The sequence below is a fragment of the Arenimonas sp. genome (assembly GCF_044353605.1).
In the GTDB taxonomy this organism is placed as follows: domain Bacteria; phylum Pseudomonadota; class Gammaproteobacteria; order Xanthomonadales; family Xanthomonadaceae; genus Arenimonas.
This window is the reverse complement of sequence record NZ_JBILBO010000009.1, coordinates 46,285-70,125: the sequence shown is the minus strand read 5'-3', so window position 1 is coordinate 70,125 and position 23,841 is coordinate 46,285. Positions and strand designations below refer to the sequence as shown.

Sequence of the window (23,841 nt, the reverse complement as noted above, 5' to 3'; positions counted from 1 at the left end):
GCCGATCGCCCAGCCGAAGGCGCGGTTGGTGATGGCGCTGCTGGAACCGCAGGCACCCGATTCCTATCTGTCCTGGGGCCTGTTCAACAACCACTTCGAGCGTAAGGAATACATGGAAGATTACGTGGCCGAAGCGGTGGCGCGTGACATGCTGAAAGATCCGGCCATCAAGGCCGCATTCGACAAGCGTCTGGCCGAGGACAAGGCCTTTGCCGAATCCCCGCAGCAGCGTCTGGATTTCTTCGCGCAGCGGCACGCCTCCTGGGATACCCGCTACCGGCTGTATCCGGTGCGGCGGACCGAGACCGTCATTCGTCCGTGATATCGGCCAAGTGTGGCCAGGGTTCGGTGCGCAGGATCTGGTGATAGGCGTGCCAGGCCGAGAACGCCAGCCACGGCATGATGACAATGAAGCCGACATAGCCTGTGGCGAAACCCAATCCGGTCAGGGCTACGATGCAGACGGCCCAGACCGCCATTGCCGGCTTGTTACGCAGCACCGCATGCACGCTCGACAGGCAGGCGGTGACCATGTCGGTCTCTTTATCGACAATCATCGGCAGGGACAGCGCAGCGGTGGCGAAGATCAGCGCCGCGAAGCCGGTGCCGATCAGCGAGCCGACGGCGAGAAACTCCATCAGCACCGTGCGGTTGCCCTCTTCCACCGGAAAGAAGGCGTACAGCATCATGCCGGAGCGCGACCAGATGAACAGCACCACCAGCAGGATCAGCGCATACACCGCGCCCTGCCCGAGCACGCGGGCCATGTGTTTCGAGGAGCGCCGGAAACTGACACGGCGACCGCTTTCCAGATCCTTGCTGACCGAATGCAGACCGATGGCCAGCATCGGTGCGATGTAGATGAAGCCGGACAGCAGCGCCGCCAAGAGGGCGAAACGCCCGAGCCACCAGGCAAACAGCGACACTGCCCAGCTGACCGCAAAAATGATCAGGCCGTAGCTCAAGGTCAGTCGCGGCGTGCGCTTCAGATCCTGCCAGCCGGCGGACAGCCAAGCAAAGGGCGCGTTCCACGGCACCTCATTGCACTCGGCAACGAAGGGCAATTCGCTACGGTCTTCAGCCATCACTCCCCCGTGAACAGGACACTGCAACAGGTTACCGCGCCCTCGGCTTTCTGCAACTCGGACACGTCCACGGCAGTGACGGCATAACCGGCCGTCGCGATGAAGGCTAGCGTTTTCGGAAACGCTGACGGCATCAGAATGGCGCTGCCGATGCGCACCACATTGGCGGCATGCGGCTCGTGTTCATCCACACGGATCTGCCGGTATTCAGTGAAATACGCGGCATCCACCCATTCCGGATTGATCAGTACGGTGTCATCTGACAATGCGGTCACCGCCGATTTCAGGTGCAGACAGTCCTGCATCGGCACGGCTGTCACCGTGTAAGCGTAGGGCTTCAGGATGGCAGCGAGCTGATCGATGGCGACTTGATTGCTGCGCTGGGACAGCCCAACGAACACGCGCTTGCCGATGCGCAGCACGTCACCGCCGTCAATCGTTCCCGGCGCGCTGATGCGTTCCACCTGTTTGCGTACCGCCTGCACGGCTGGCGCAATGGCGTCCACTTCCGCGCGCCGGCTCTCGGCACCCGGACGGGTGAGCACGGCCAGCTCATCGAACAATAAAACGGTGTCTTCAACGAACACCGAATCGGGCAAGGCCGGTTCGGCTGGCAGCTCGATGACTGTAGCGCCCAGTTTTCCAAGGTACGCGACATATTCCATGTGCTGCAGATGCGCCAGCGCCACGTTGATCGGTTCGCGGCCGATAAAATTCAGCTCGCAATCGGCGATGGCGGGGCTGACGGCGCGGCAGAGGGCGTGCAGGTTCATGCCGCTTTCCCAACGGCACGGTCTTTACGCTTCTTGGCGAACCACGCGAACAGCGGCAGCAGCAGCGTGCTCCAGGCCCATTTGCCGTGTTCACTCAGCAGATTGCCAGCCGCCTGCGCGGTGGTGACCTCGACCTCGATCGGCTTGCGGTAGGTGCGCAGGGTTTTCGGCACCACTTCGCCGTTGACGGTAATCAGCGCATCCATGCTCAGCGTCAGCTGGTGTTTGCCTTCTTTCAGCGGCGTCACATCCCACAGCCACTCGGTGATGCCGGACGATACCGCTTGCTTCTCCGGCGTGACCGCAACGATCTTGAAGCCTTCGCCGGTCAGTCGGGCCTGCATCAGGTTCGAGACCTGCAGGGTTTCGGCGATACGCTTGCCCGGCTCTTCAATGCGGGCACTGACCGCGGCCGCGCCTTGGTCCGGACTGAGCGCGACACGGATGGACACCGTGTCTTCGATGTTGATTTTTTCCGGGGCATTGAAGGCGACATCGCCCAACACCAATTGCGAAAGAATCTGATCCACAGCGGTGGTCGAGGTGTCGGGCGGCGGCGCTTCGGTTTCAGGCTGGGCCGGGGCCGCGGCTACCGATGGCAACTCGGCTCGGGCAGCGGCCGTGGTCTGCTTGCGTTCGGCCTGCCGGGCGGCGGCCATGCGGGCCTTGTCTGGTGCCTGCCGTTGTGCGTCTTGGTTCGCCCACGCCACGGGCATGGGTGGTGGCGGTGGGGGTGGGGGCGGCAGCGGTGCCATCGGCGCAGGCGGTGGTGGTGGTGGCGAAAGACTGGCACAACCCGCCAAACCGGCGACCGCAAGCATGAAGATCAGCATCAAGCGCATAGGTATCCTCTGAATCAGTCCGCACTGGGCACCGCATTGGTGTGCCCTACCCTGAAATCATAGCATCCGTGAGCCGTGGTTTCGGGCTTAGCGGGCCTGCAAGGCAAACGCGATGGCCGCCCGCACCGCCGCCACCTGCGCGGCGTTGCAGATTTCCGGCGTGGCCCTCGGGCTGTCCGGGTACACTTCGGTGGTGGTGGTGAAGCGCGCATCGGTCATGCCGGCGCATAGGCCGAGGGCTTTGTAGTCATACAGAATCACGCCCGGTGCCAGCGCCGTTGTTCCGATGATCTCGCCCTTGGCATCGCTCGGGGCGATGTGGGTGACTTCGGCCACCGCTGAATTGACCGCGTTCTGGAACGCCAGCTGCGGGTTCTTTTCATCGCCGCACAGGTAGAAGCCGTCCGGAATCTCGCCGGGCACAAACACTTCGCCATCGCGGGCGGCTTTGGCCGGGCGGAATTCAGTTTCGTCCGAGTCGGTGGTTTCGTGCAGGTCGATGTGCAGCAGCACCCTGCCCTGAAGCGGTGCCAGCAAGCGCATCAGCGCGGCCGCTTCCTGCGTTGTGCCCTCGCCGGTAAACGAACGGTTCGGGTCGAGCGCTTCGGCATTCCAGCGCTGCACGCGCTCGTAGGCCCAGGGGCTCACGCACGGGGCCAGCAGAATGTTGATTTTGCCGGCGCAGTCGCCGCCATGGGCATCCATGAACGCCAAGGCGCCCTGCACACCGCTGGTTTCGTAGCCGTGCACGCCGCCGGTCACCAGCGCCACGGGCAGATCATCGCGCCAGTCGCGTGTTTTCAGGGCCAGTAGCGGGTAGCGTTCGCCGCCGTAGTCAATCTGGCCGTATTCGGCCACATCAAAGCGCTCGCGCAAGGCGTCAATTTTGCTCAGCACCTCAACGGCGTAGCTGCGTGATTTAACACGGGAGGCGAGCCAGGCGGCTCTGTCGGCAGAACTACAGGCTACAAGAGGTTTTTCATGTGTATAAACAATCTGATCTTTTGACATGGCTTACATATTCCGCCGATATTCGCCACCGACATCGTACAAGGCATGACTAATCTGCCCCAGAGAATGCGTTTTCACCGCTTCAAGCAAGCCGGCAAAGATATTCCGGCGCTCGCGGGCTATGGATTGCAAGGGCTTCAGACCATCGGCGGCTAGTTGATTGCGTAATTGCTGGAAACGCGCCACTTGGGCAATCTGCATGCCCTTCTCGGCTTCGGTACTGCGGATCAGCTCCAGCTTGCCGATGGCGTTCTTGTCCGGATTCTTGGGCAGGTAGGTGTTCACGCCCACCAGCGGCAGGCTGCCGTCGTGCTTCTTGTGCTCGTAGTACATGGACTCTTCCTGGATCTTGCCACGCTGGTACATGGTGTCCATGGCGCCCAGAACGCCGCCGCGCTCGGATAGCGCATCGAATTCCTTGTACACCGCCTCTTCCACCAGGTCGGTCAGCTCATCCACGATGAAACTGCCCTGCCAGGGGTTCTCGTTGAAGTTCAGGCCCAGTTCCTTGTTGATGATCATCTGGATGGCCACCGCGCGCCGCACCGATTCCTCGGTGGGGGTGGTGATGGCTTCGTCGTAGGCGTTGGTGTGCAGGCTGTTGCAGTTGTCGAACAGCGCGTACAGGGCCTGCAGCGTAGTGCGGATGTCGTTGAACTGGATTTCCTGCGCGTGCAGCGAGCGCCCGGAGGTCTGGATGTGGTATTTCATCATCTGGCTGCGTTCGTTGGCGCCATAACGCTCGCGCATGGCGCGCGCCCAGATGCGCCGGGCCACGCGGCCGATCACGGTGTATTCCGGGTCCATGCCGTTCGAGAAAAAGAAGCTCAGGTTCGGCGCGAAATCGTCGATGTGCATTCCGCGCGCCAGGTAATACTCGACGATGGTGAAACCGTTGCTGAGCGTAAACGCCAGCTGCGAAACCGGATTGGCTCCGGCTTCGGCGATGTGATAGCCGGAGATGGACACCGAATAGAAATTGCGGACCTTATTCTCCACGAAGAACTGCTGGATGTCGCCCATCATGCGCAGGGCGAATTCGGTGCTGAAGATGCAGGTGTTCTGCGCCTGGTCTTCCTTCAAAATATCGGCCTGCACCGTGCCGCGCACTGTGGCCAGGGTTTCGGTGCGGATGCGGGTATAAGTCTCGGCATCCAGCAGCTGGTCGCCGGTCAGGCCCAGCAGCGCCAAGCCCAGGCCTTTATTGGTCGGCGGCAAGTCACCGTCGTATTTCGGCTGTTCGCCGTTCGGGAACAAGGCGGCGATTTTCTTCTGCGCCAGCAGCCAACGGGCTTCGTCGGCACGCAGGTATTTTTCCACTTGTTGATCAATGGCAGTGTTCATGAACATGGCCAGTATCATCGGAGCGGGCCCATTGATGGTCATGCTCACGCTGGTGTTCGGTGCGCACAGGTCGAAACCGGAATACAGCTTCTTCATGTCGTCCAGGCTGGCGATGGACACGCCGGAGTTGCCGATCTTGCCGTAGATGTCCGGGCGGATGGCCGGATCTTCACCGTACAGCGTTACGGAGTCGAACGCCGTTGATAAGCGAATCGCTGGCTGGCCGACAGAGAGGTAATGGAAACGGCGATTGGTGCGCTCAGGCGTGCCTTCACCGGCGAACATGCGGATCGGGTCTTCGCCGCTGCGGCGGTACGGATAAACCCCGCCGGTGTACGGGTAATGGCCGGGCAGGTTTTCCTTGCTCAGGAACACCAGCAACTCGCCCCAACCGGTGAATTTCGGCGCGGCGATTTTCGGAATCTTCTGCTGCGACAGCGACTCGCGGTAGTTATCAACGCGGATCACTTTGTCGCGCACGCGGTATTCGTTGAACTCGTCGGTCACCGACTTCATTTTCTGCGGCCACTCGCGCAGCAGATGCACGGCTTCGGCCGAAAGTGCCTTGACCGATTCCTGGTAACGCTGGCGCAGCAGACGCATCGAGCCGTCCACCGCCGTATCGTTCAGATTGGCCGGTTCGAACAGAGCCAGTGCCGCCGGTAGCTTGCCATCGCCAATGGCCTGCAGGGCTTGCCAATAGGATTGCGCCAAATCGGCCTGCGCGGCCTGATGGGCAATCGAACGGTTAATGCCACGGCCCTGCTCGGCGATTTCCGACAGATAGCGCGTGCGATTGCCGGGAATAAGCACGGTGGCGCGCGGTTCCTTCAGGGCGGTGTCCACATTCGGCCGCCAGTCGCACTGCGGGCTGACCGGATGGAGTTTGTCGTTCAGCAAACGGCACAGATTGCTGAACATCCAGCTCACGCCCGGATCGTTGAACTGCGAGGCGATGGTCGGATACACCGGCACGTCCTCGTCCTTCATCTGGAACGCCACGCGGTTGCGCTTCCACTGCTTGCGAACATCGCGCAGGGCGTCTTCCGCGCCGCGCCGGTCGAATTTATTGAGCACCACCAGCTCGGCATAATCGAGCATGTCGATTTTTTCCAGTTGGCTGGGCGCACCGAAATCTGAGGTCATCACATACACCGGGAAATCGACCAGATCGACGATTTCGGAATCGCTCTGACCGATACCGGCAGTTTCCACGATGACCAGATCGAAGCCCTGCCCCTTCAAGCAGGCGATGGCGTCTTTCAGCACAACATTGGTGGCCATGTGCTGGCGGCGGGTGGCCATCGAGCGCATGAACAGGTTCGGTGAGCGCAGGCTGTTCATCCGGATGCGGTCGCCCAGCAGAGCGCCGCCGCTGCGCCGGCGGGTCGGATCAACCGAAATCACCGCGATGCGCATGCTCGGGAAATGCTGCAGGAAGCGGTTCAGCAGCTCATCGGTGACCGAGCTCTTGCCGGCGCCGCCGGTGCCGGTCAGGCCGATCACCGGGGTTTTGCCGCCGGCCAGCTGCCATTGCCGGCGCAGGTTCTGCAGTTCGGTTTCGCTGAAGCCTTCCTGCTCGATGGCGGTCAGCAGGCGGCCGATGGCATATTCATCAGCGGCGCCATCACTGCGCCCGGGTTTGGCATCACTGGCACGCTGGGTGCGGGCCACCAGATCTTCGATCATCGCCACCAAGCCCATCTGCATGCCGTCGTCCGGGTGGTAGATGCGCTCCACGCCGTAGGCTTCCAGTTCGGCGATTTCATCCGGCGTGATGGTGCCGCCACCACCGCCGAACACGCGGATGTGCGACGCCCCGGCTTCGTTCAGGCGGTCGATGATGTATTTGAAGTACTCGACATGGCCGCCCTGGTAGCTCGACAGCGCAATGCCGTCGGCATCTTCCTGCAGGGCCGCGCGCACCACGTCATCCACCGAACGGTTATGGCCCAAATGCACCACTTCGGCGCCCTGGGCCTGGATCAGCCGGCGCATGATGTTGATGGCGGCGTCGTGGCCATCGAACAGTGAGGCGGCGGTGACGAAACGCAGGGGGGCTTTATCCGTCAAGGGCTGACGGGTCGGCGCGGGAGAAGTGGACGACATGGGGCACCTGCTGCACGGAGACGAACGATGACAATTGTACCGCGATAGGCAATAATTGCGCGAAAGGCTAACAAATCACTTATGTCCGAATCCCCTGCTCTCGCCGAACTGCAACAGGCCCGCGCGCTTCTGCAGGCCAATCAGATTGATGCCGGCATTGAACGCTTGACGGTATTAGCAAATCAAAAGATTCCCGAGGCGATGTTTGAATTAGCCTCGGTTCTGTTAATGCTGGCGACCGGTACAGACAAAATCACTGCCGGCATGCGCCTCCTGCGTGATGCCGAGCATCTTGGCTTTGCTCCGGCGACTTACCGTCTCGCCACCGCCAGCCTGATTGAATCCGCCGAAGCCTTGGACTGGGTGCAGCTGACATCGCGTTGGCAGAGCTGCTGCCGGCAGGGGCATGCCCTGGCCTTGTGCGATGCAGCAGTCTATTTCGGACGCTTCGGCACCCCCGAACAGCAGGCGCGCAGTAACGCAATGCTGGAAGTGGCTGCCATGAACGGCAGTCTGGTGGCCATGGCCCTGCTGGGGGAACGTCTTGCCGAGGGTCGCCTGTGCAAGGCCGATCCGGCCCGCGCCAACAGCATCCGCAAACTCGCGGCCGAAGTGGGCATGCCGGTGAACGCCCCTGATCCGGCCCATGGCTTTGCCAATCCCGAGCCAACCGCACCTGCCGATGCCGGCAACGACTGGGATTTTGGCGATATCCAGCAGGCCATGCTGGCAACCGAAGGGGACTGTCTGGACATGAGCATCACTCTGCACCGGCATGCCGGTCTGCTGAGCGACGAGGAGTGTCTTTACATCCAGTGTCTGGGCGGACCGGACCTGGGGCCGTCCATTTCCGTGGACAGCCAAGGCGGGCGGCATCAGAACGAAATCCGTACCAGCTGGGATTTCGTTTTTCTTCCCGAACACGAACAGCTGTATCTGAATCTCTTGCAACGGCGCATGGCGCGGGCTGCAGGCTTGCCGATCAACCAGGCAGAGCCTTTGATTCTGCTGCGTTATCTGCCCGGCCAGGAATACAAACTGCACCGCGACTTCCTGCCCCCATCCCTGTTCATTCCGGTCAGTGCCGGCGGTTCGGGGCAACGTCTGCGAACCGTGGTCACCTACCTGAACACCCCAGACGCAGGCGGAGAAACGGCATTCCCGTTGTTGAATGTCGAAATCCCGGCGATACAAGGCCAGATTTCACGCTTCGACAACCTGCTTCCCGATGGGCAAATTACGCGCACCAGCCTGCATGCCGGCCTTCCTGTAAAACAAGGAGTTAAGTGGATTTGCACGCTCTGGTTCCGTGAGCGTGCGCATCGTCTGCTGTAAGCCCCAGCTCGGACGCTAGAGCAATTGCTTTATAATGCGCGCACCCTTTCTGCCGCATGCCGGAGCCCCCATGATTTTTGAAAGCATCAGCAAAACCGAACACGAAGAAGTGGTGTTCTGCCATAACAAGGATGCCGGCCTGAAAGCCATCATCGCCATCCACAATACGGTGCTCGGCCCGGCGCTTGGCGGTACCCGCATGTGGAACTACGCCAGCGAACAGGACGCCCTGAACGACGTGTTGCGCCTGAGCCGCGGGATGACCTACAAAGCAGCAGTGTCCGGCCTGAATTTGGGTGGTGGCAAGGCCGTGATCTGGGGCGATCCGAACAAAGATAAATCCGAAGCGCTGTTCCGCGCCTTCGGCCGATTCGTGAACTCCCTGAACGGCCGTTACATTACCGCCGAAGACGTCGGCATTGACGTCAACGACATGGAATATGTTTACCGCGAAACTGAATTCGTTACCGGCGTGCACCAGGTGCACGGCGGTTCGGGCGATCCCTCGCCATTCACCGCCTTCGGCACCCTGCAGGGCCTGATGTCGTCATTGCAGGTCAAATTCGGCAATGAAGACGTGGGCAAATACAGCTACGCCGTGCAGGGCGTGGGCCATGTCGGCATGGAATTCGTCAAGCTGCTGCATGAACGCGGCGCCAAGATCTTCGTCACTGACATCAACAAACAGGCCGTGCAGCGCGCGGTGGACGAGTACGGTTGCGAGGCGGTGGGACTGGACGACATCTACGACGTCGATGCCGATGTATATTCTCCGACCGCGCTCGGCGGCACGGTCAACGAAGCCACGATCGAACGTCTGAAATGCAAGATTATCTGCGGCGCGGCCAACAATCAGCTGGCCACCAATGAAATCGGCGATGAAGTGCAGCGCCGCGGCATTCTGTATGCCCCGGACTATGCTGTTAACGCCGGCGGCCTGATGAATGTGTCGCTGGAAATCGACGGCTACAACCGCGAACGCGCCATGCGCATGCTACGCACCATCTACTTCAACCTCGGCCGCATTTTCGAAATTAGCGCCCGCGATGGCATTCCGACCTATATGGCAGCCGACCGCATGGCCGAAGAACGCATTACCGCCATCGGCAAACTGCGTCTGCCGCATCTGGGCCAGCACGCGCCGCGCTTCCACGGCCGCCGCGCCGGTTGATGCGATGGCACTGACCGGACTCGGCGAAGACCTGGACGCCCTGCGCGACAGCGTGCGGCGTTTTGCGGAAACCGAAATCGCGCCGCGTGCGGCCGATATCGACCGCGACAACCTGTTTCCGGCCGATCTCTGGTGCAAAATGGGCGATATGGGTCTGCTCGGCATTACCGTGGCCGAGGAATTCGGCGGATCGGGCATGAGCTACCTCGCGCATCTGGTGGCGATGGAAGAGATTTCCCGTGCCTCAGGCTCGGTCGGCCTGAGTTACGGCGCGCATTCCAATCTGTGCGTGCAGAATCTTTACCTGAATGGTACCGATGCACAGCGCTCCAAATATCTGCCGAAACTCTGCAGCGGTGAATGGGTCGGCGCCCTGGCGATGAGTGAGCCCGGAGCCGGTTCGGATGTGGTCGGAGCCATGGCCTGCCGCGCCGAGATGAAAGACGGCGTCTGGATTGCCAACGGCAACAAGATGTGGATTACCAACGGCCCCGATGCCGATGTCCTGATTGTGTACATGCGCACCGCCGGCAAAGATGCCGGCAGTCGTTGCATGACCGCCTTTCTGGTCGAAAAAGGTATGCCGGGCTTCAGCACCGCGCAGAAACTCGACAAACTCGGCATGCGCGGCTCCAACACCTGTGAGCTGGTCTTCGAAAACTGTGTGATTCCCGCCGAGAACGTCCTTGGCAGCGTCCATGACGGCGTCAAGGTGCTGATGAGCGGCTTGAACACCGAACGTCTGGTGCTGTCGGGCGGCCCCATCGGCCTGATGCAAGCCGCGCTCGACCTGACACTGCCCTATGTGCGTGAACGCCGCCAGTTCGATGCCGCTATCGGCAGTTTCGGCATCATGCAAGCCAAAATCGCCGATATGTATACCGCCCTGCAATCCTCGCGCGCCTTTGCCTATGCCGTGGCCCGCGCCTACGACGCCGGCGAACGCTCCCGCGTGGATGCCGCCAGTTGCCTGCTGCACGCCAGTGAAGCGGCGGTGCAGGTCGCTCTGGAATGCATCCAGTCGCTCGGTGGCAATGGCTACATCAATGACTACGATGCCGGTCGCATCCTGCGCGATGCCAAGCTGTATGCCATCGGTGCCGGTACCAACGAAATCCGCCGCATGCTGATCGGACGTGAACTGTTCGACGGCCGGCAATAACCCCGAAAAGGAAACCCCATGAGCTCCTCCATCGTCATTCTAGGCGCCAAACGTACCGCCCTCGGCGCCTTGCTCGGCCAATTCACCGGCGTGCCCAGCACCCAACTTGGCGCCACCGCCATTAAGGCCGCTTTGGAACAGGCCGGTGTCAGCGGCGACGCGGTTGATGAAGTGCTGATGGGATGCGTGCTTCCGGCAGGATTGGGGCAGGCCCCGGCGCGCCAAGCCGCCATCGGCGCCGGTGTGGCCATGAAGGCAGGCGCCACCACCCTCAATAAAGTCTGCGGTTCGGGCATGAAAGCCGTGATGTTCGGTCACGATCTGATCAAGGCCGGTTCGGCGGAAGTGGTCGTGGCCGGCGGCATGGAATCGATGACCAACGCCCCGCATCTGCTGATGGGTTCGCGTACCGGCATCCGCTACGGCAGCGCCGAAATGCTCGATCACATGGCCTGGGACGGCCTGACCAATCCTTATGACAAGCAATCCATGGGCGTATTCGGCGAGCTGTGCGTGGCCAAATACGGCTTCACCCGCGAGCAGCAGGACTCCTTTGCCGCCGAATCGGTCCGCCGTGCCCTGCAGGCCCAGCAAAGCGGCGCCTTCGATGCCGAAATCGCAGCGGTCACCGTGACCGGTCGCAAAGGCGAGGTGCAGATTGCCAGTGACGAACAACCCGGCAAATGCAATATCGAGAAAATCCCGACTCTGCGCGCCGCATTCAAGAAAGACGGCACCATCACGGCAGCCAGCTCGTCCAGCATCAATGACGGCGCAGCCGCCTTGGTTCTGAGCTCGGAAACCTACGCCGCCGCCCACAGCCTGAAACCGATTGCGCGCATCGTTGCCCAAGCCTCGTTTGCCCAAGCGCCGGAATGGTTCACCACCGCGCCGGTCGGTGCCATCCAGGCCGTTCTGGCCAAAGCCGGCTGGTCAGCCTCGGACGTCGATCTGTTTGAGATCAACGAGGCCTTCGCGACCGTAGCCATGGCGCCGATTCATGAACTGGGAATTCCCCACGAGAAGGTCAACGTCAATGGCGGTGCCTGCGCACTTGGCCATCCCATCGGGGCTTCGGGGGCCCGGATTCTGGTGACCCTGATTTATGCGCTGCAGGCCCGCGGCTCGCGCAAAGGTGTTGCAAGCCTTTGTATTGGCGGGGGTGAGGCAACGGCCGTGGCCATCGAGCTGGCGTAACTGAACAATTATTTTACTTTTTACTCACAAATACTTGACTATTTGAAAAATACTGGCATGATTAGTTCTACGTGCGTGATAACGCACGTTTTTTTAATCAAATTCAATATTGAAACTTTGAGGAAATACCCATGTCCCTGAACAAAACCATCATCGCTCTGGCTTTCGCGCTGGCCCTGACCGCCTGCTCGAAGCAAGAAGAAGCCACCGACGCCGCTGCTGACGCCACCGCCGAAGCCGCTGCCGCCACTGAAGCTGCTGCTGACGCCACCGCCGCTGCTGCTGAAGTTGCTGTTGACGCCGCTGCTCCGGTCGTTGACGCTGCTGCTGACGCCACCGCTGCTGACGCCACCGCCGCTGCTGCTGACGCCACCGAAGCTGCTGCTGAAGAAGTCAAGAAGTAATAGTCGCTCTGCGATTAATGAAAAAACCGCCGGCAACGGCGGTTTTTTTTTGAGTACACTATGTAAAAAAGGCGCACACTTTTCCATGCCGAAACTGACCAGCACCATCGATACCGGCTCCGATGAATATGCCGCTAACCGCGTTGCCATGTTGGAGCAGCGCGATGCCTTGAATGCACGCTTGGCTACCGTGGCTTTGGGCGGCGGCGAAGCGGCCTGCGCCAAACACACCGCGCGTGGCAAGTTGCTGCCGAGGGATCGCGTGGACGCATTGCTCGATCCAGGCAGCCCTTTCCTCGAATTTTCCGCATTGGCCGCCGATGGCCAGTACGATGGCCAAGCGCCATCGGCAGGCATCATCACCGGTATCGGACGCGTTCACGGCCTGGAAGTGGTCATCGTCGCCAATGATGCGACGGTCAAGGGGGGTACCTATTTTCCGATGACCGTGAAGAAGCATCTGCGTGCCCAGGAAATCGCCTTGGAAAACCAACTTCCGTGCATCTATCTGGTGGACTCCGGTGGCGCCTTTTTACCGTTGCAGGATGAAGTATTCCCCGACCGCGAACACTTCGGTCGTATTTTCTACAATCAGGCGCGCATGAGCGCGCGCAACATCCCGCAAATCGCCGTGGTCATGGGATCGTGCACAGCCGGCGGTGCCTATGTGCCCGCCATGTGCGATGAAAGCATCATCGTGCGCGGACAAGGCACCATCTTTCTCGGCGGACCGCCACTGGTGAAAGCCGCTACCGGGGAAATCGTCGATGCTGAAAGTCTTGGCGGAGCCGAGGTACACACCGGCATTTCCGGCGTGGCCGATCACCTTGCCGAAAACGACGAGCATGCGCTGGCGATTGCCCGCAGTATCGTCGCCAATTTCAATCGACGCAAACCCGAGACGCTGGCAATGAAAGCGCCGGTCGAACCGGCCTACCCCGCCGAACAGCTGTATGGCATCGTTCCCAAAGACGCGAGACGCCCATTCGACGTCCGTGAAATCATCGCTCGACTGGTCGATGGCTCCGAGTTCCAGGAGTTCAAAGCACGTTATGGTAAAACCCTGATTACCGGCTTCGCTCATCTGCACGGATTTCCGGTCGGCATCATCGCCAACAACGGCATTCTGTTTCCGGAAAGCGCACTCAAGGGCGCGCATTTCATTGAGCTTTGCAACCAACGCAATATCCCTCTGGTCTTCCTGCAAAACATCACCGGCTTCATGGTCGGCCGGAAATACGAACAGGCCGGAATCGCCAAAGACGGCGCCAAGATGGTGACCGCCGTAGCCTGTTCGCACGTGCCCAAATTCACCGTACTGATCGGCGGCAGTTTCGGCGCCGGCAATTACGCCATGTGCGGACGTGCCTACGGCGCACGTTTCCTCTGGTCCTGGCCGAATGCGCGCATTTCGGTGATGGGCGGAGAACAGGCCGCCTCGGTGCTGGCAACGGTCAAGCGTGATGGCATCGAGGCCAAGGGTGAGAATTGGAGTGCGGAAGACGAAACCGCCTTCAAGGATCCCATCCGCGAACAATACGAGCGCCAGGGACACCCGTTCTATGCCAGCAGCCGGCTTTGGGATGACGGCGTCATTGATCCCGCGGATACCCGTCGCGTGCTGGGACTGGCCCTCTCGGCTTCGTTGAATGCTCCAATTGAACGCGGGCCGGCCGCCGTCTATCGGATGTAGAATAAAAATATGGGGATGCAACTTCAGGGGTTGGATGTCGGCACGCTTCTGGTCGTGCACCAGATGCTGGCCATCGTCTCGGCAGTGATCATTTTCGCCGGCGCCATTCATGCCAAAGGGCGTTTCGGCCTCTGGTTCTGGTTCGGCAGTTTCGCCGCCACGGCGGTTTTCCAGCTGTTGCGGGACTATGGCCCCACTGAAACCTCCACACTGATGGGCCAGCTCGGTGTCCTGCTCAATGCCGCTTTCATCGCTCTGGCGGTAAAATCCTATCTCGGGCGACCATTGCTTAGGATTCCAATCGCCATGGTTAGCGGTCTGGCCGTGATCGCGCTGTGGCTGCTCGGACGCACCGTGATTGCGGACTGGGCGACCTTGGCTCTCACGCTGACCGTTGCCGCCGTTCTGACCGGTGTGGCCCTGACGGATCTGCTGCATGCCTTCCGTCGTGAACGCGGCTTCGCACTCGGTTTCGGAACTTTCCTGATCGGCCTGCTGCTGGCAAGGCTATTGCTGCGCGGCCTGATTGCGGTTTCCCCGGCAGGCGTGGGCGCCGGACCGGCATTGGCGGTCAATTCGACCGCGCTTCTGATTTTCATCACCGCGCTGGTGATGCAAGGCTTCGCCATACTGATGTTGGTCAACGATGATCTGCAAAAGAAAATGATGGCCTTGGCGGAATTCGATGAGCTGACCGGGTTGCTCAACCGCAGGGGCATGGCTAACCGCTTCAAGCGGCTTCTGGATCGGGCACGCCGGGATGGCGTGCCTGAGGTCAATCTGGCCGTCATCGACATCGATCATTTCAAATCCATCAATGACCGCTTCGGGCATGCCGCGGGCGATCAGGTTCTGTTTGAAGTAGCACGGCGACTGGAGACCCTCGTTCGCCCCAACGATTTGTGCGTGCGACTTGGTGGAGAGGAGTTCGCGGTATTCTGGACCGGGGCGCCCGCTGATATGGCCGCGGCCATGGCTGAACGCATTCGCCTGGCCATCAGTATCCGGCCGTTTCAGACCCGCGAAGGCCTGCTTCACTGTACCGTCAGCATCGGACTTTGCCGGATGAAACCGGATGAAAGCCTTGATGATTTCATCGATCGTGCGGATCAGGCCCTGTATGTGGCAAAAGAAGGCGGCCGTAACAAGGTGGTGGTATTGCCGACCTGAACCTCAGGCGCAGTTCCGGCAGGAACTGCAATGGCTTTGGCATCCCTGCGGAATCGCTACGGCAGGACGCAGGAATCGACCCAAACGATGACTCCATGACGCCTGCCGCGTTTCGAAGAAATAGCTGACCTTGGCCTGCCACTGCCAAATCGCCTGGGCTGCGTACTTGTGCATCAAGCGCAGCAGACACCACAGTACCACCGCATATACCAACAGCCACTGCAGAATGTCGTTCATGCCAATGCCGCCGCCGTCTGATACACCAGGAAGGCAAACAGGTAAGCCAAGCCAAACAGATAAAACACGGCAAAGCCGGTATGTTTCCAGGAATTGGTTTCACGCTTGATGGTGGCGATGGTTGAAATGCACTGCGGTGCGAATACATACCAGGTCAGCACCGAAAGTGCGGTCGCCAGACTCCACTGTGAGGCCAATATGCTCCCGAGCTGGCTGATGCCCGCCTCGTCGCTGGACACGGCATACACGGTTGCCAGCCCGGAAACCGCCACCTCGCGTGCGGCCATGCCGGGGATCAAGGCAAGCACGATCTGCCAATTGAATCCGATCGGGGCGAATAACGGGGCCAGTGCATGCCCGATGCGGCCGGCAAAGCTGTAATCGATGGCCGGCCCTGTGAATCCCTCGGGCGGGCTTGGGAAGCTGGACAGGAACCACAGGAGCACGGTCAGGCTGAGGATGATGCCGCCGACACGGCGCAGGAAAATGCGCATGCGGTCCCACAGACCAATCGCCAGATCACGCAGATTGGGCATCCGATAGGACGGCAGTTCCAACAGCAAGGCATGATCGGATTTGCGCAGACTGAGCATTTTCATCACCCAGGCCACCGCGAACACGCTGATGATACCGAACAGGTAGAGCGCGAACAGCACCAGCCCCTGCAGATTGAACAAGCCGGCAACCTCAGTTTCAGGAATGAAGGCGCCAATCAGCAGTGTGTAGACCGGTAGCCGCGCCGAACAGGTGGTCAAGGGCGCCACCATGATCGTCGCCAACCGGTCACGCGGATCCTGGATGGAACGCGTGGCCATGATGCCCGGGATGGCACAGGCATAACTCGACAGGAGCGGGATGAAGGAACGGCCTGTCAAGCCACTGAGGAACATGACGCGGTCAAGAAGGAATGCGGCGCGCGGCAGGTAGCCGGTTTCTTCCAAGGCCAGAATGAAAGCGAACAGAATCAAAATCTGGGGCAGGAATTCCAGCACCGTGCCGAGGCCGGCGAAAATGCCATCCTGGATGAGGCTAAGGAGTATACCCGGCGGCATAAGATTTCCGACAGCACCCGACATCCAAGCCACGATGGATGAAATGCCGTCTTGAAAAGGGCCAGCCCAGGCATACACGGCCTGGAACATGAAAAACAGCAGCGTGAAAAGCACGATGGGACCGAGCACGGGATGCAGCAACCAGCGGTCCAAGCGGTCATCGGTCTGTGAAGTGACGCGGGGCATGCTGACGCAGTCGGCCAATATCCGTCGCACCTGTTGATGGCTATCACCATCGGATGCGCTGTTCCATTCCACAGGCGGCAATCCGAAAGTATCCCCGGCCAGCGCCGCTTTAAGGGCATCGGCACCGTGCGAGGCAACCGCGACCGTAGGCACCACCGGCACGCCGAGCGCGGACGCCAATGCCGGCACGTCAATCGTGATGCCACGCTTTTCAGCGGCGTCCATCATGTTCAATGCCACCAGCATCGGCTTGCCGAGGGCCTTCAGTTCCAGAACGAAGCGCAGATGCAGGCGCAGGTTGGTGGCATCGACGACACAGACCAGCACATCGGGGTGGAACCCGAAATGACTGGTGCCCATGCAGATGTCCCGGGTGATTTGCTCATCGGGGCTGGCCGCATTCAGGCTATATGCGCCCGGAAGATCAAGAATACGGACCTGTCGTTGGTCCAGTACGAATTGACCTTCCTTGCGCTCGACGGTGACACCGGCGTAATTGGCCACCTTCTGACGGCTTCCGGTCAGAAGATTGAAAAGTGCGGTTTTGCCACAGTTCGGGTTACCGACCAAAGCGACATTGAGGGTATTCATGCAGCCACCGTGATTTGAATGCGAGCCGCTTCCGAGGCGCGAAGCGCAAACCGGGTGAAACCGACCTGGACCAAAATGGGATCGCCGCCAAACGGCGCCAAAGCGATGCAGCGAACGGCTTCGCCCGGGACAAACCCGAGGTCCAGAAGACGCATGGCAATGGCATCACCCTCGCCATGGGGCGTCACCGCCTGCACATGGGCTTCCTGTCCGACGGCCAATTGGCTCAAATTCATGCCAGTTTTCCAAATGGGAATTATTCTCATTATAGCGCTAAGTTGTGAAAATGCTGTTGATTCCAGTCAAGTCCACCGTAAGATTCAGCCGGTCTTCACAAGGCGCGTCGGCACAGGTACGCTGAACCAACCCCGTTACTGAAGCCTGCCGCCCATGCACCCCACTCGCCGTCATTTCCTGCAATCCGGTGCCGTCCTCGCTGCCGGGCTGTTCATCGCCCCTGAGCAGCTCGCTGCCAAGACCCGTAACAAGGTCCGTATCGGCCTGATCGGCGTCGGCCTGCGTGGCCAGAACCATCTGGAGCTGGCCCTGGCCCGGGACGACGTACAGGTGGTTGCGCTGTGTGATACCGATGCCGGCATGCTGCGTGACAGCATCGCCATGGTGACCGACGCCGGAAAGAAAATGCCGGAAATCGTCACGGGCGACCCGTACGCGTACCGGAAGCTTCTCGACCGCCGGAATCTGGATGCCGTGGTCATTTCCACGCCTTGGGAATGGCATAAGCCGATGATTCTCGATGCCTTGGATCGCGGCATCCGGTACGTCGGCACCGAAGTGGTGCTCGGCCTGACCCTGCAGGACCACTGGGATGTGGTCCGGGCCGCTGAAAAGCATGGTGCACAGGTCATGATGCTGGAAAACGTCTGTTACCGGCGCGACGTCATCGCCGTGATGAACATGGTCCGGCAAGGCCTGTTCGGCGATTTGCTGCATCTGCAGGGCGGCTACCAACACGATCTGCGTGGCGTCAAATTCAACGACGGCAAAACGCCCTACGACAGCGGCGTGGAGTTCGGCGATAAGGGCTATTCGGAGGCACGTTGGAGAACGCAGCATTCGATCGAACGCAACGGCGACCTTTACCCGACCCACGGCATCGGGCCGATTGCGATGATGACCGACATCAACCGCGGTAACCGATTCACGCGCCTGAGTGCCTATGCCACACGCGCCCAAGGACTGCACGATTACGTTCTTGCCAAGGGTGGCAAAGACCATCCCAATGCTGCAGTCCGCTTCAAACTCGGTGACGTCGTGACGACCCAGATCGCCTGCGCCAACGGCGAGACGGTGCTGCTGCAGCACGACACCTCCCTGCCCCGTCCGTATTCCCTCGGGTTCCGCGTGCAGGGCAGCAAAGGCTTGTGGATGGACATCAACCAGTCCCTGCACATTGAAGGCATCAGTCCGCGTCATAAATGGGAGCCGGCCGCGCCCTGGCTGGAGAAATACGACCATCCGTTGTGGAAGAAATACGCCGCCGATGCCGATGGCACCGGCCATGGCGGTATGGATTTCTTCGTATTGCACGCTTTCATCGAAAGTGCCAAACGCGGCATTGCGACGCCGCAGGACGTCTATGATGCCGCGGCCTGGAGCGCGATCACGCCGCTAAGCGAGCTGTCCATCGCGGAAGGGAACCGGGCTGTGGATTTTCCGGATTTCACCAATGGCGCTTGGCGGACGCGTAAAAACACCTTCGCGCGTACCGATGCATTTTAAGCCGTACGCATTGCCACCGGTCCGGTGGGATATCCGTTATCATTTCCCTTTTGGAATCCATTGGCCATGTCCGATACCGTCCTGCTCGAACGTCGCGGCACGCTCGCGACCCTGACCCTGAATAGGCCCGCCAGTCACAATGCCTTCGATGCCAGTCTGATTTGCGACCTTGATGAAGCCTTGGCCGAAGTCGAAGCGACCCGGGCACGCTGTCTGGTGGTGACCGGGGCTGGCAGCACCTTCTCGGCAGGCGCCGATCTGAACTGGATGCGCGATATGGCGCAGGCTTCGGAAAACGAGAATTTCGAAGACGCGATGGCACTGGCACGCTGTCTGCGTCGTCTCGACAATCTGCCGATACCGGTGCTGGCGCGTGTCAATGGTTCCGCCTACGGCGGCGGTGTCGGCCTGCTGGCCTGCTGTGATATCGCCGTTGGCGTCGATACCGCCAAGTTCACCCTCAGCGAAGTCAAACTCGGACTGGTGCCTGCTGTGATTTCACCGTATGTCATCGCCGCCATCGGCACCCGTCATGCCCGCCGCTATTTCCTGTCAGCGGAAATCTTCGATGCCGCGCAGGCCCTGCACATCGGACTGCTGCATGAAGCGGTTCCGGCAGCGCAGCTGGATGCCAGCATTGATCGTATCGTGCACTGGATCGGCAAAGCTGGACCGAAAGCGGTTACTGCCGCCAAACAGCTGATCCGGGAGTACAGCCCGGCCGGAACCACGCTGCAAATGGAGAACCAGGATAAGGATAATGCCGAACTGATTGCGCACCTGCGGGTCAGTGCCGAGGGTCAGGAAGGGCTCAGTGCTTTTCTTGAAAAGCGCCCAAGCGGCTGGATCGAACAATGAAAGCACCGGTCATCAATCTGGATCAACTCCAACCGGTTCCCATTTCCGAACGTGTTCCCGGTTCGCCAGACGCCTACCTTGGGTCGGCCATCGCACCGATTTCCTTGGCCCTGGGCGCCGAAAAACTCGGCTACAACCTGACCGTGGTGCCGCCCGGAAAATCGGCGTTTCCTTTCCATAATCATTTCGGCAATGAGGAGATGTTTTATGTCCTCGAAGGCTCCGGCGAGCTGCGATATGGTACGGACCGGTTTCCGTTGCGGGCCGGTGACATCATCGCCTGCCCCTGCGGCGGCCATGAACGCGCACATCAAATCATCAACACCTCTGAATCCGATACCCTGCGCTATCTTGCGGTAAGCACCACCATCAGTCCCGACATGTTCCAATATCCGGACTCCGGCAAAACCGGAGCATCGCATTATGCCGGCGCCGATGTGGCCGGATTTCCCCAAGCCGTGCGCCTGCGCAATCGAATCGATGACAACCTCGACTACTGGGACGGCGAATGAGCCTGTTTGAAAAAATCCTCATTGCCAACCGTGGCGAAATCGCGTGCCGGGTCATGCGGACCTGCAAGCAGCTGGGCATCGCCACCGTAGCCGTTTATTCGGAGGCTGACCGCCATGCCGAACATGTACGTGCGGCCGATGAGTCCGTAGCCATCGGCCCACCGGAGGCCTCGGCCAGTTATCTCAACAAGCAGGCGGTGCTCGATGCCGCCTTGAATACCGGCTGCAATGCCATCCATCCGGGCTACGGATTTCTTTCCGAGAACGCCGAATTCGCGGAAATGGTCGAGGCCGCCGGCCTGGTCTTCATCGGTCCGAAAGCCAGCAGCATGCGGGCAATGGGATCGAAAGCCGGCGCCAAGGCTATGATGGCCGCCCATGGCGTTCCGGTAGTCCCCGGTTATGGTGGCGAGCTTCAGGATCCGGCGCACCTGCAACGTGAAGCCGATGCCATCGGCTATCCGCTGATGATCAAGGCCGCACACAGCGGCGGCGGCAAGGGCATGCGCATCGTGAACGAGCCGGCGGCTTTTGCCGGCGCACTTGAATCCTGCCAACGCGAGGCGCGTAACGCCTTCGGTAAGGACCGTGTTCTGCTCGAGCGCTATATCGAAAAACCGCGTCATATCGAATTCCAGATCTTCGCCGACAGCCAGGGCAATACCATCCACCTCGGCGAGCGCGAGTGCTCGGCGCAGCGACGTTTCCAGAAAGTCCTCGAAGAATCCCCCTCGCCCTTTCTCGATGCTGCCGGGCGCGCCCGCATGGCGGAAGCGGCCGTGGCCGCCGCGCGTGCCGTGGATTACCGCAATGCCGGTACCGTCGAGTTCATCGTGGCGCAGAATGGTGACTTCTTCTTCATGGAAATCAACTCCCGCCTACAGGTCGAGCACCCGGTTACGGAAATGGTTACCGGGCTTGATCTGGTCCAGTGGCAGATTGAAGTCGCTGCCGGTCGCCCGCTTCCCCTGCCGCAGGACGCCATCCGGCATCAAGGCCATGCCATTGAGGTCCGCCTGTATGCGGAAAACCCGGATCTGAATTTCATGCCCGGCAGCGGCACTATCCGTCAGATGCGTCTGCCCGAAACCGGCGCATCGGTTCGCATCGATTCCGGATTCCGCGAGGGTGACCATATCGGAGTGTTCTATGATCCGATGCTGGCCAAGTTGATCGTCTATGCCGACAGCCGCGAAGCCGCGCTAAAGGGTCTGCAGGATGCCTTGGCCGGCTGTCAGATTTTCGGGTTGCCGAGCAACATCGGATTTCTCGAAGACCTGGTCGCCCATCCAGCGGTCCAGCGCGGTGATATCGATACTGGATTCTTGGACCGGCATCTCGATACCGTGTTGAAACATCCGGAACAACTGCCGGCCTGGCATCTTGCAGCGGCAGCCTATTTCAGCCTGAAGGCGGCCGAGCATAGAGAGCCGTCCGATGCGGACGACCCTTGGTCGCAACGCGACTTCTGGCGACCGCACGGCCATGGCGCGTTCCGTATTGCATTGAAACACCATGCCGATTTCGCGCTTTACCGAACCCGTCTTGTCGATGGTAACCTGATCATCACCGGCAATGAGGTAGTACTGCAAGCCAAGGTGCTGGCCGGAAGCAATGAATCGCTCACGCTGGACATGGATGACCGGCACCATACCCTGCACTGCTTCCGTTTTGACAACACTTTGGTGGTTCACGACGGCCGACGACGCTCACACTGGCAGATCCGTATTCCCGGAAGCGATGTCAGCGATGCAACAAGCCGATCCGACGGATTCATCCGGGCACCGATGCCTGGAAAGCTGGTGCTGGTGAAGGTGCAATCCGGCCAAACGGTTCAGGCCGGCGATGAACTGGCGGTCATGGAAGCCATGAAAATGGAACTCAGCATCAAAGCTCCCAGTAACGGCAACATTACTGCAGTGCTTGCCGAAGCCGGTCGCGTGCTTGATGCCGAAGCCGGTATTTTCAGCTGGGAACCCGCACATGACTGACCACGTCCGCATCGTCGAAGTCGCCGCGCGCGACGGCCTGCAGAATGAGCCGGGATTCGTGGCCACCGCCGACAAAATCGAGCTGATCCGTCGTCTGGCCGATAGTGGTTTGCGTACCATCGAGGCCACCAGCTTCGTCAGCCCGAAGTGGGTACCGCAGCTGGCCGATGCCGAAGCCCTGTTTGCGCAGCTTCCCATAGACGATGGCCTTCGCTATCCGGTACTGGTTCCGAACCTGAAAGGCTATGAGCGCGCCGTTGCCTGCGGTGTCCGCGAAGTCGCAGTGTTCGCAGCCGCCTCGGAAGCGTTCAGTATGCGCAACATCAATGCCAGCATTGATGAAAGCATCGCGCGTTTCCAGCCTGTGCTCGAGCGTGCCATGGAAGATGGCATCGCCGTTCGCGGTTACATCTCGACCGTGCTGGGCTGCCCTTATCAAGGCGCAGTCGACACCGCCGATGTGGTCCGTCTGGCCAAAACCCTCAAGGATATGGGCTGTTACGAAATCTCGCTGGGCGACACCATCGGAGTGGGAACGGCCCATGCTGCCCACGCGCTGGTCAAGGCCGTGGCCTCCGAAATACCGATGGAGGCCATCGCGGTGCATTTCCACGACACCTATGGGCAGGCACTGGCCAATGTCTATGCGTGTTTGGAAACCGGAGTACGAACTGTCGACGCCTCGGTTTCCGGGGCCGGCGGATGCCCCTATGCCAAGGGGGCCAGCGGCAACCTCGCTACCGAAGATCTGGTATACGCATTGCATGGCATGGGCTTTGCCACTGGCGTGGATTTAGCTAGACTGGTCGAAACCGGCGTTTGGCTGAGCCGCCTGCTCGGCCGACCCAGTGCCAGCAAAGTCAACCGGGCCATGCACCATGAAAAACCGTAACTGGAAAATCCGTCCGATCACCCCACACGATGACTCACGCGTGGCGTATATCATCCGTAGCGTGATGCCGGAATTCGGTGCAGACGGCGAAGGATTCGCCATCCATGATGCGGAAGTGGACTGGATGAGCAGAGCTTACAATGCCCCCCGAAGCGCCTACTTCGTGGTCGAACTGGAAGGCCAGGTCATGGGCGGTGGTGGCATTGCGCCGCTGGAAGGGGCGACCAATCCACGCATCTGCGAACTGCGTAAGATGTATTTCCTACCGGCACTGCGCGGACTGGGTGCCGGTCAGGCGCTGATGGATGCCTGCCTTGCCAAGGCCCGTGATTTAGGGTTCGAGCTGTGCTATCTCGAAACCCTCGCCGGCATGGACAGCGCCATGGCGCTGTATCACAAAGCCGGATTCCGATCCTTGGAAAAACACATGGGTAACACCGGCCACGGCGGTTGCAACCGGTTTTTTTCGAAAAGCCTGTAAAA

21 protein-coding genes and 1 pseudogene are annotated in these 23,841 nt (G+C 60.3%); 14 read left to right on the top strand and 8 right to left on the bottom strand.

Annotated elements, in window-relative coordinates:
* Window positions 1-322 (top strand): annotated as a pseudogene (locus ACIQ1A_RS07090) (peptidase M14); the annotation flags it as partial.
* Here the strand turns inward: ACIQ1A_RS07090 and ACIQ1A_RS07085 are convergent.
* The 5 genes from ACIQ1A_RS07085 to ACIQ1A_RS07065 all read right to left on the bottom strand — a co-directional run bounded on the left by ACIQ1A_RS07085 (window position 309) and on the right by ACIQ1A_RS07065 (window position 7,164).
* Window positions 309-1,085: a DUF2189 domain-containing protein gene (locus ACIQ1A_RS07085; protein WP_395770360.1), complete on the bottom strand. Its 777-nt coding sequence runs from the start codon at window positions 1,083-1,085 to the stop codon at window positions 309-311. The pseudogene ACIQ1A_RS07090 and the gene ACIQ1A_RS07085 overlap by 14 nt on opposite strands.
* Entirely contained in the window at window positions 1,085-1,858 is a 774-nt protein-coding gene (locus ACIQ1A_RS07080) for a dimethylarginine dimethylaminohydrolase family protein (RefSeq protein WP_395770359.1), read from the bottom strand. The genes ACIQ1A_RS07085 and ACIQ1A_RS07080 overlap by 1 nt, the downstream gene beginning before the upstream one ends.
* Entirely contained in the window at window positions 1,855-2,700 is an 846-nt protein-coding gene (locus ACIQ1A_RS07075) for a hypothetical protein (protein WP_395770358.1), read from the bottom strand. Before ACIQ1A_RS07075 ends, ACIQ1A_RS07080 begins: the two co-directional genes overlap by 4 nt.
* Window positions 2,701-2,787: 87 nt before the next feature.
* Window positions 2,788-3,711 (bottom strand): M14 family metallocarboxypeptidase, encoded by a 924-nt coding sequence (locus ACIQ1A_RS07070; RefSeq protein ID WP_395770357.1) that lies wholly within the window; start codon window positions 3,709-3,711, stop codon window positions 2,788-2,790.
* 3 nt (window positions 3,712-3,714) lie between these two features.
* Window positions 3,715-7,164 carry a methylmalonyl-CoA mutase family protein gene (locus ACIQ1A_RS07065; RefSeq protein WP_395770356.1) on the bottom strand — a complete coding sequence of 1,150 codons (3,450 nt, stop codon included), beginning with the start codon at window positions 7,162-7,164 and terminating at the stop codon, window positions 3,715-3,717.
* A gap of 81 nt (window positions 7,165-7,245) precedes the next feature.
* Here ACIQ1A_RS07065 and ACIQ1A_RS07060 point away from each other — a divergent pair, with 81 nt between their 5' ends.
* The 7 genes from ACIQ1A_RS07060 to ACIQ1A_RS07030 all read left to right on the top strand — a co-directional run bounded on the left by ACIQ1A_RS07060 (window position 7,246) and on the right by ACIQ1A_RS07030 (window position 15,296).
* The gene (locus ACIQ1A_RS07060; protein WP_395770355.1) at window positions 7,246-8,499 is read left to right on the top strand and encodes a 2OG-Fe(II) oxygenase; all 1,254 of its coding nucleotides are present in this window, start codon (window positions 7,246-7,248) and stop codon (window positions 8,497-8,499) included.
* Window positions 8,500-8,569: 70 nt separating this feature from the next.
* On the top strand, window positions 8,570-9,670 hold the full coding sequence (locus tag ACIQ1A_RS07055) for a Glu/Leu/Phe/Val dehydrogenase (RefSeq protein ID WP_395770354.1): 1,101 nt from the start codon (window positions 8,570-8,572) through the stop codon (window positions 9,668-9,670).
* Window positions 9,671-9,674: 4 nt separating this feature from the next.
* Entirely contained in the window at window positions 9,675-10,832 is a 1,158-nt protein-coding gene (locus ACIQ1A_RS07050; RefSeq protein ID WP_395770362.1) for an isovaleryl-CoA dehydrogenase, read from the top strand.
* Between the two features lie 18 nt (window positions 10,833-10,850).
* Window positions 10,851-12,029: a thiolase family protein gene (locus ACIQ1A_RS07045; protein ID WP_395770353.1), complete on the top strand. Its 1,179-nt coding sequence runs from the start codon at window positions 10,851-10,853 to the stop codon at window positions 12,027-12,029.
* 131 nt (window positions 12,030-12,160) lie between these two features.
* A complete protein-coding gene (locus tag ACIQ1A_RS07040) occupies window positions 12,161-12,433 on the top strand; it encodes a hypothetical protein (RefSeq protein ID WP_395770352.1) in 273 nt (90 codons plus the stop codon).
* A gap of 85 nt (window positions 12,434-12,518) precedes the next feature.
* Window positions 12,519-14,126 carry a carboxyl transferase domain-containing protein gene (locus ACIQ1A_RS07035; protein WP_395770351.1) on the top strand — a complete coding sequence of 536 codons (1,608 nt, stop codon included), beginning with the start codon at window positions 12,519-12,521 and terminating at the stop codon, window positions 14,124-14,126.
* 9 nt (window positions 14,127-14,135) lie between these two features.
* Entirely contained in the window at window positions 14,136-15,296 is a 1,161-nt protein-coding gene (locus tag ACIQ1A_RS07030) for a GGDEF domain-containing protein (protein ID WP_395770350.1), read from the top strand.
* A 3-nt stretch (window positions 15,297-15,299) separates the two neighbouring features.
* On the opposite strand, the gene ACIQ1A_RS07025 is transcribed toward ACIQ1A_RS07030, so the two are convergent.
* From ACIQ1A_RS07025 to ACIQ1A_RS07015, 3 genes are read right to left on the bottom strand one after another with little or no spacing between them, the layout of a single operon-like run.
* The gene (locus ACIQ1A_RS07025; RefSeq protein WP_395770349.1) at window positions 15,300-15,533 is read right to left on the bottom strand and encodes a DUF6587 family protein; all 234 of its coding nucleotides are present in this window, start codon (window positions 15,531-15,533) and stop codon (window positions 15,300-15,302) included.
* The gene (locus ACIQ1A_RS07020) at window positions 15,530-17,362 is read right to left on the bottom strand and encodes a ferrous iron transporter B (RefSeq protein WP_395770348.1); all 1,833 of its coding nucleotides are present in this window, start codon (window positions 17,360-17,362) and stop codon (window positions 15,530-15,532) included. The genes ACIQ1A_RS07025 and ACIQ1A_RS07020 overlap by 4 nt, the downstream gene beginning before the upstream one ends.
* On the bottom strand, window positions 17,359-17,598 hold the full coding sequence (locus tag ACIQ1A_RS07015; RefSeq protein WP_395770347.1) for a ferrous iron transport protein A: 240 nt from the start codon (window positions 17,596-17,598) through the stop codon (window positions 17,359-17,361). Before ACIQ1A_RS07015 ends, ACIQ1A_RS07020 begins: the two co-directional genes overlap by 4 nt.
* Before the next feature lie 154 nt (window positions 17,599-17,752).
* Between ACIQ1A_RS07015 and ACIQ1A_RS07010 the strand changes: the two genes are divergently transcribed.
* From ACIQ1A_RS07010 to ACIQ1A_RS06985, 6 genes are all read left to right on the top strand, one after another.
* Window positions 17,753-19,105: a Gfo/Idh/MocA family protein gene (locus tag ACIQ1A_RS07010; RefSeq protein ID WP_395770346.1), complete on the top strand. Its 1,353-nt coding sequence runs from the start codon at window positions 17,753-17,755 to the stop codon at window positions 19,103-19,105.
* A gap of 66 nt (window positions 19,106-19,171) precedes the next feature.
* Window positions 19,172-19,963, top strand: a complete 792-nt coding sequence (locus tag ACIQ1A_RS07005) for an enoyl-CoA hydratase-related protein (RefSeq protein ID WP_395770345.1) — start codon at window positions 19,172-19,174, stop codon at window positions 19,961-19,963.
* On the top strand, window positions 19,960-20,475 hold the full coding sequence (locus ACIQ1A_RS07000; RefSeq protein ID WP_395770344.1) for a cupin domain-containing protein: 516 nt from the start codon (window positions 19,960-19,962) through the stop codon (window positions 20,473-20,475). Before ACIQ1A_RS07005 ends, ACIQ1A_RS07000 begins: the two co-directional genes overlap by 4 nt.
* A complete protein-coding gene (locus ACIQ1A_RS06995) occupies window positions 20,472-22,466 on the top strand; it encodes an acetyl/propionyl/methylcrotonyl-CoA carboxylase subunit alpha (RefSeq protein ID WP_395770343.1) in 1,995 nt (664 codons plus the stop codon). Before ACIQ1A_RS07000 ends, ACIQ1A_RS06995 begins: the two co-directional genes overlap by 4 nt.
* Window positions 22,459-23,358 (top strand): hydroxymethylglutaryl-CoA lyase, encoded by a 900-nt coding sequence (locus tag ACIQ1A_RS06990; RefSeq protein WP_395770342.1) that lies wholly within the window; start codon window positions 22,459-22,461, stop codon window positions 23,356-23,358. The genes ACIQ1A_RS06995 and ACIQ1A_RS06990 overlap by 8 nt, the downstream gene beginning before the upstream one ends.
* Complete coding sequence (locus ACIQ1A_RS06985; RefSeq protein ID WP_395770341.1) at window positions 23,345-23,839, top strand: GNAT family N-acetyltransferase; 495 nt, start codon at window positions 23,345-23,347, stop codon at window positions 23,837-23,839. The genes ACIQ1A_RS06990 and ACIQ1A_RS06985 overlap by 14 nt, the downstream gene beginning before the upstream one ends.
* The last annotated feature ends 2 nt before the right edge of the window (window positions 23,840-23,841 follow it).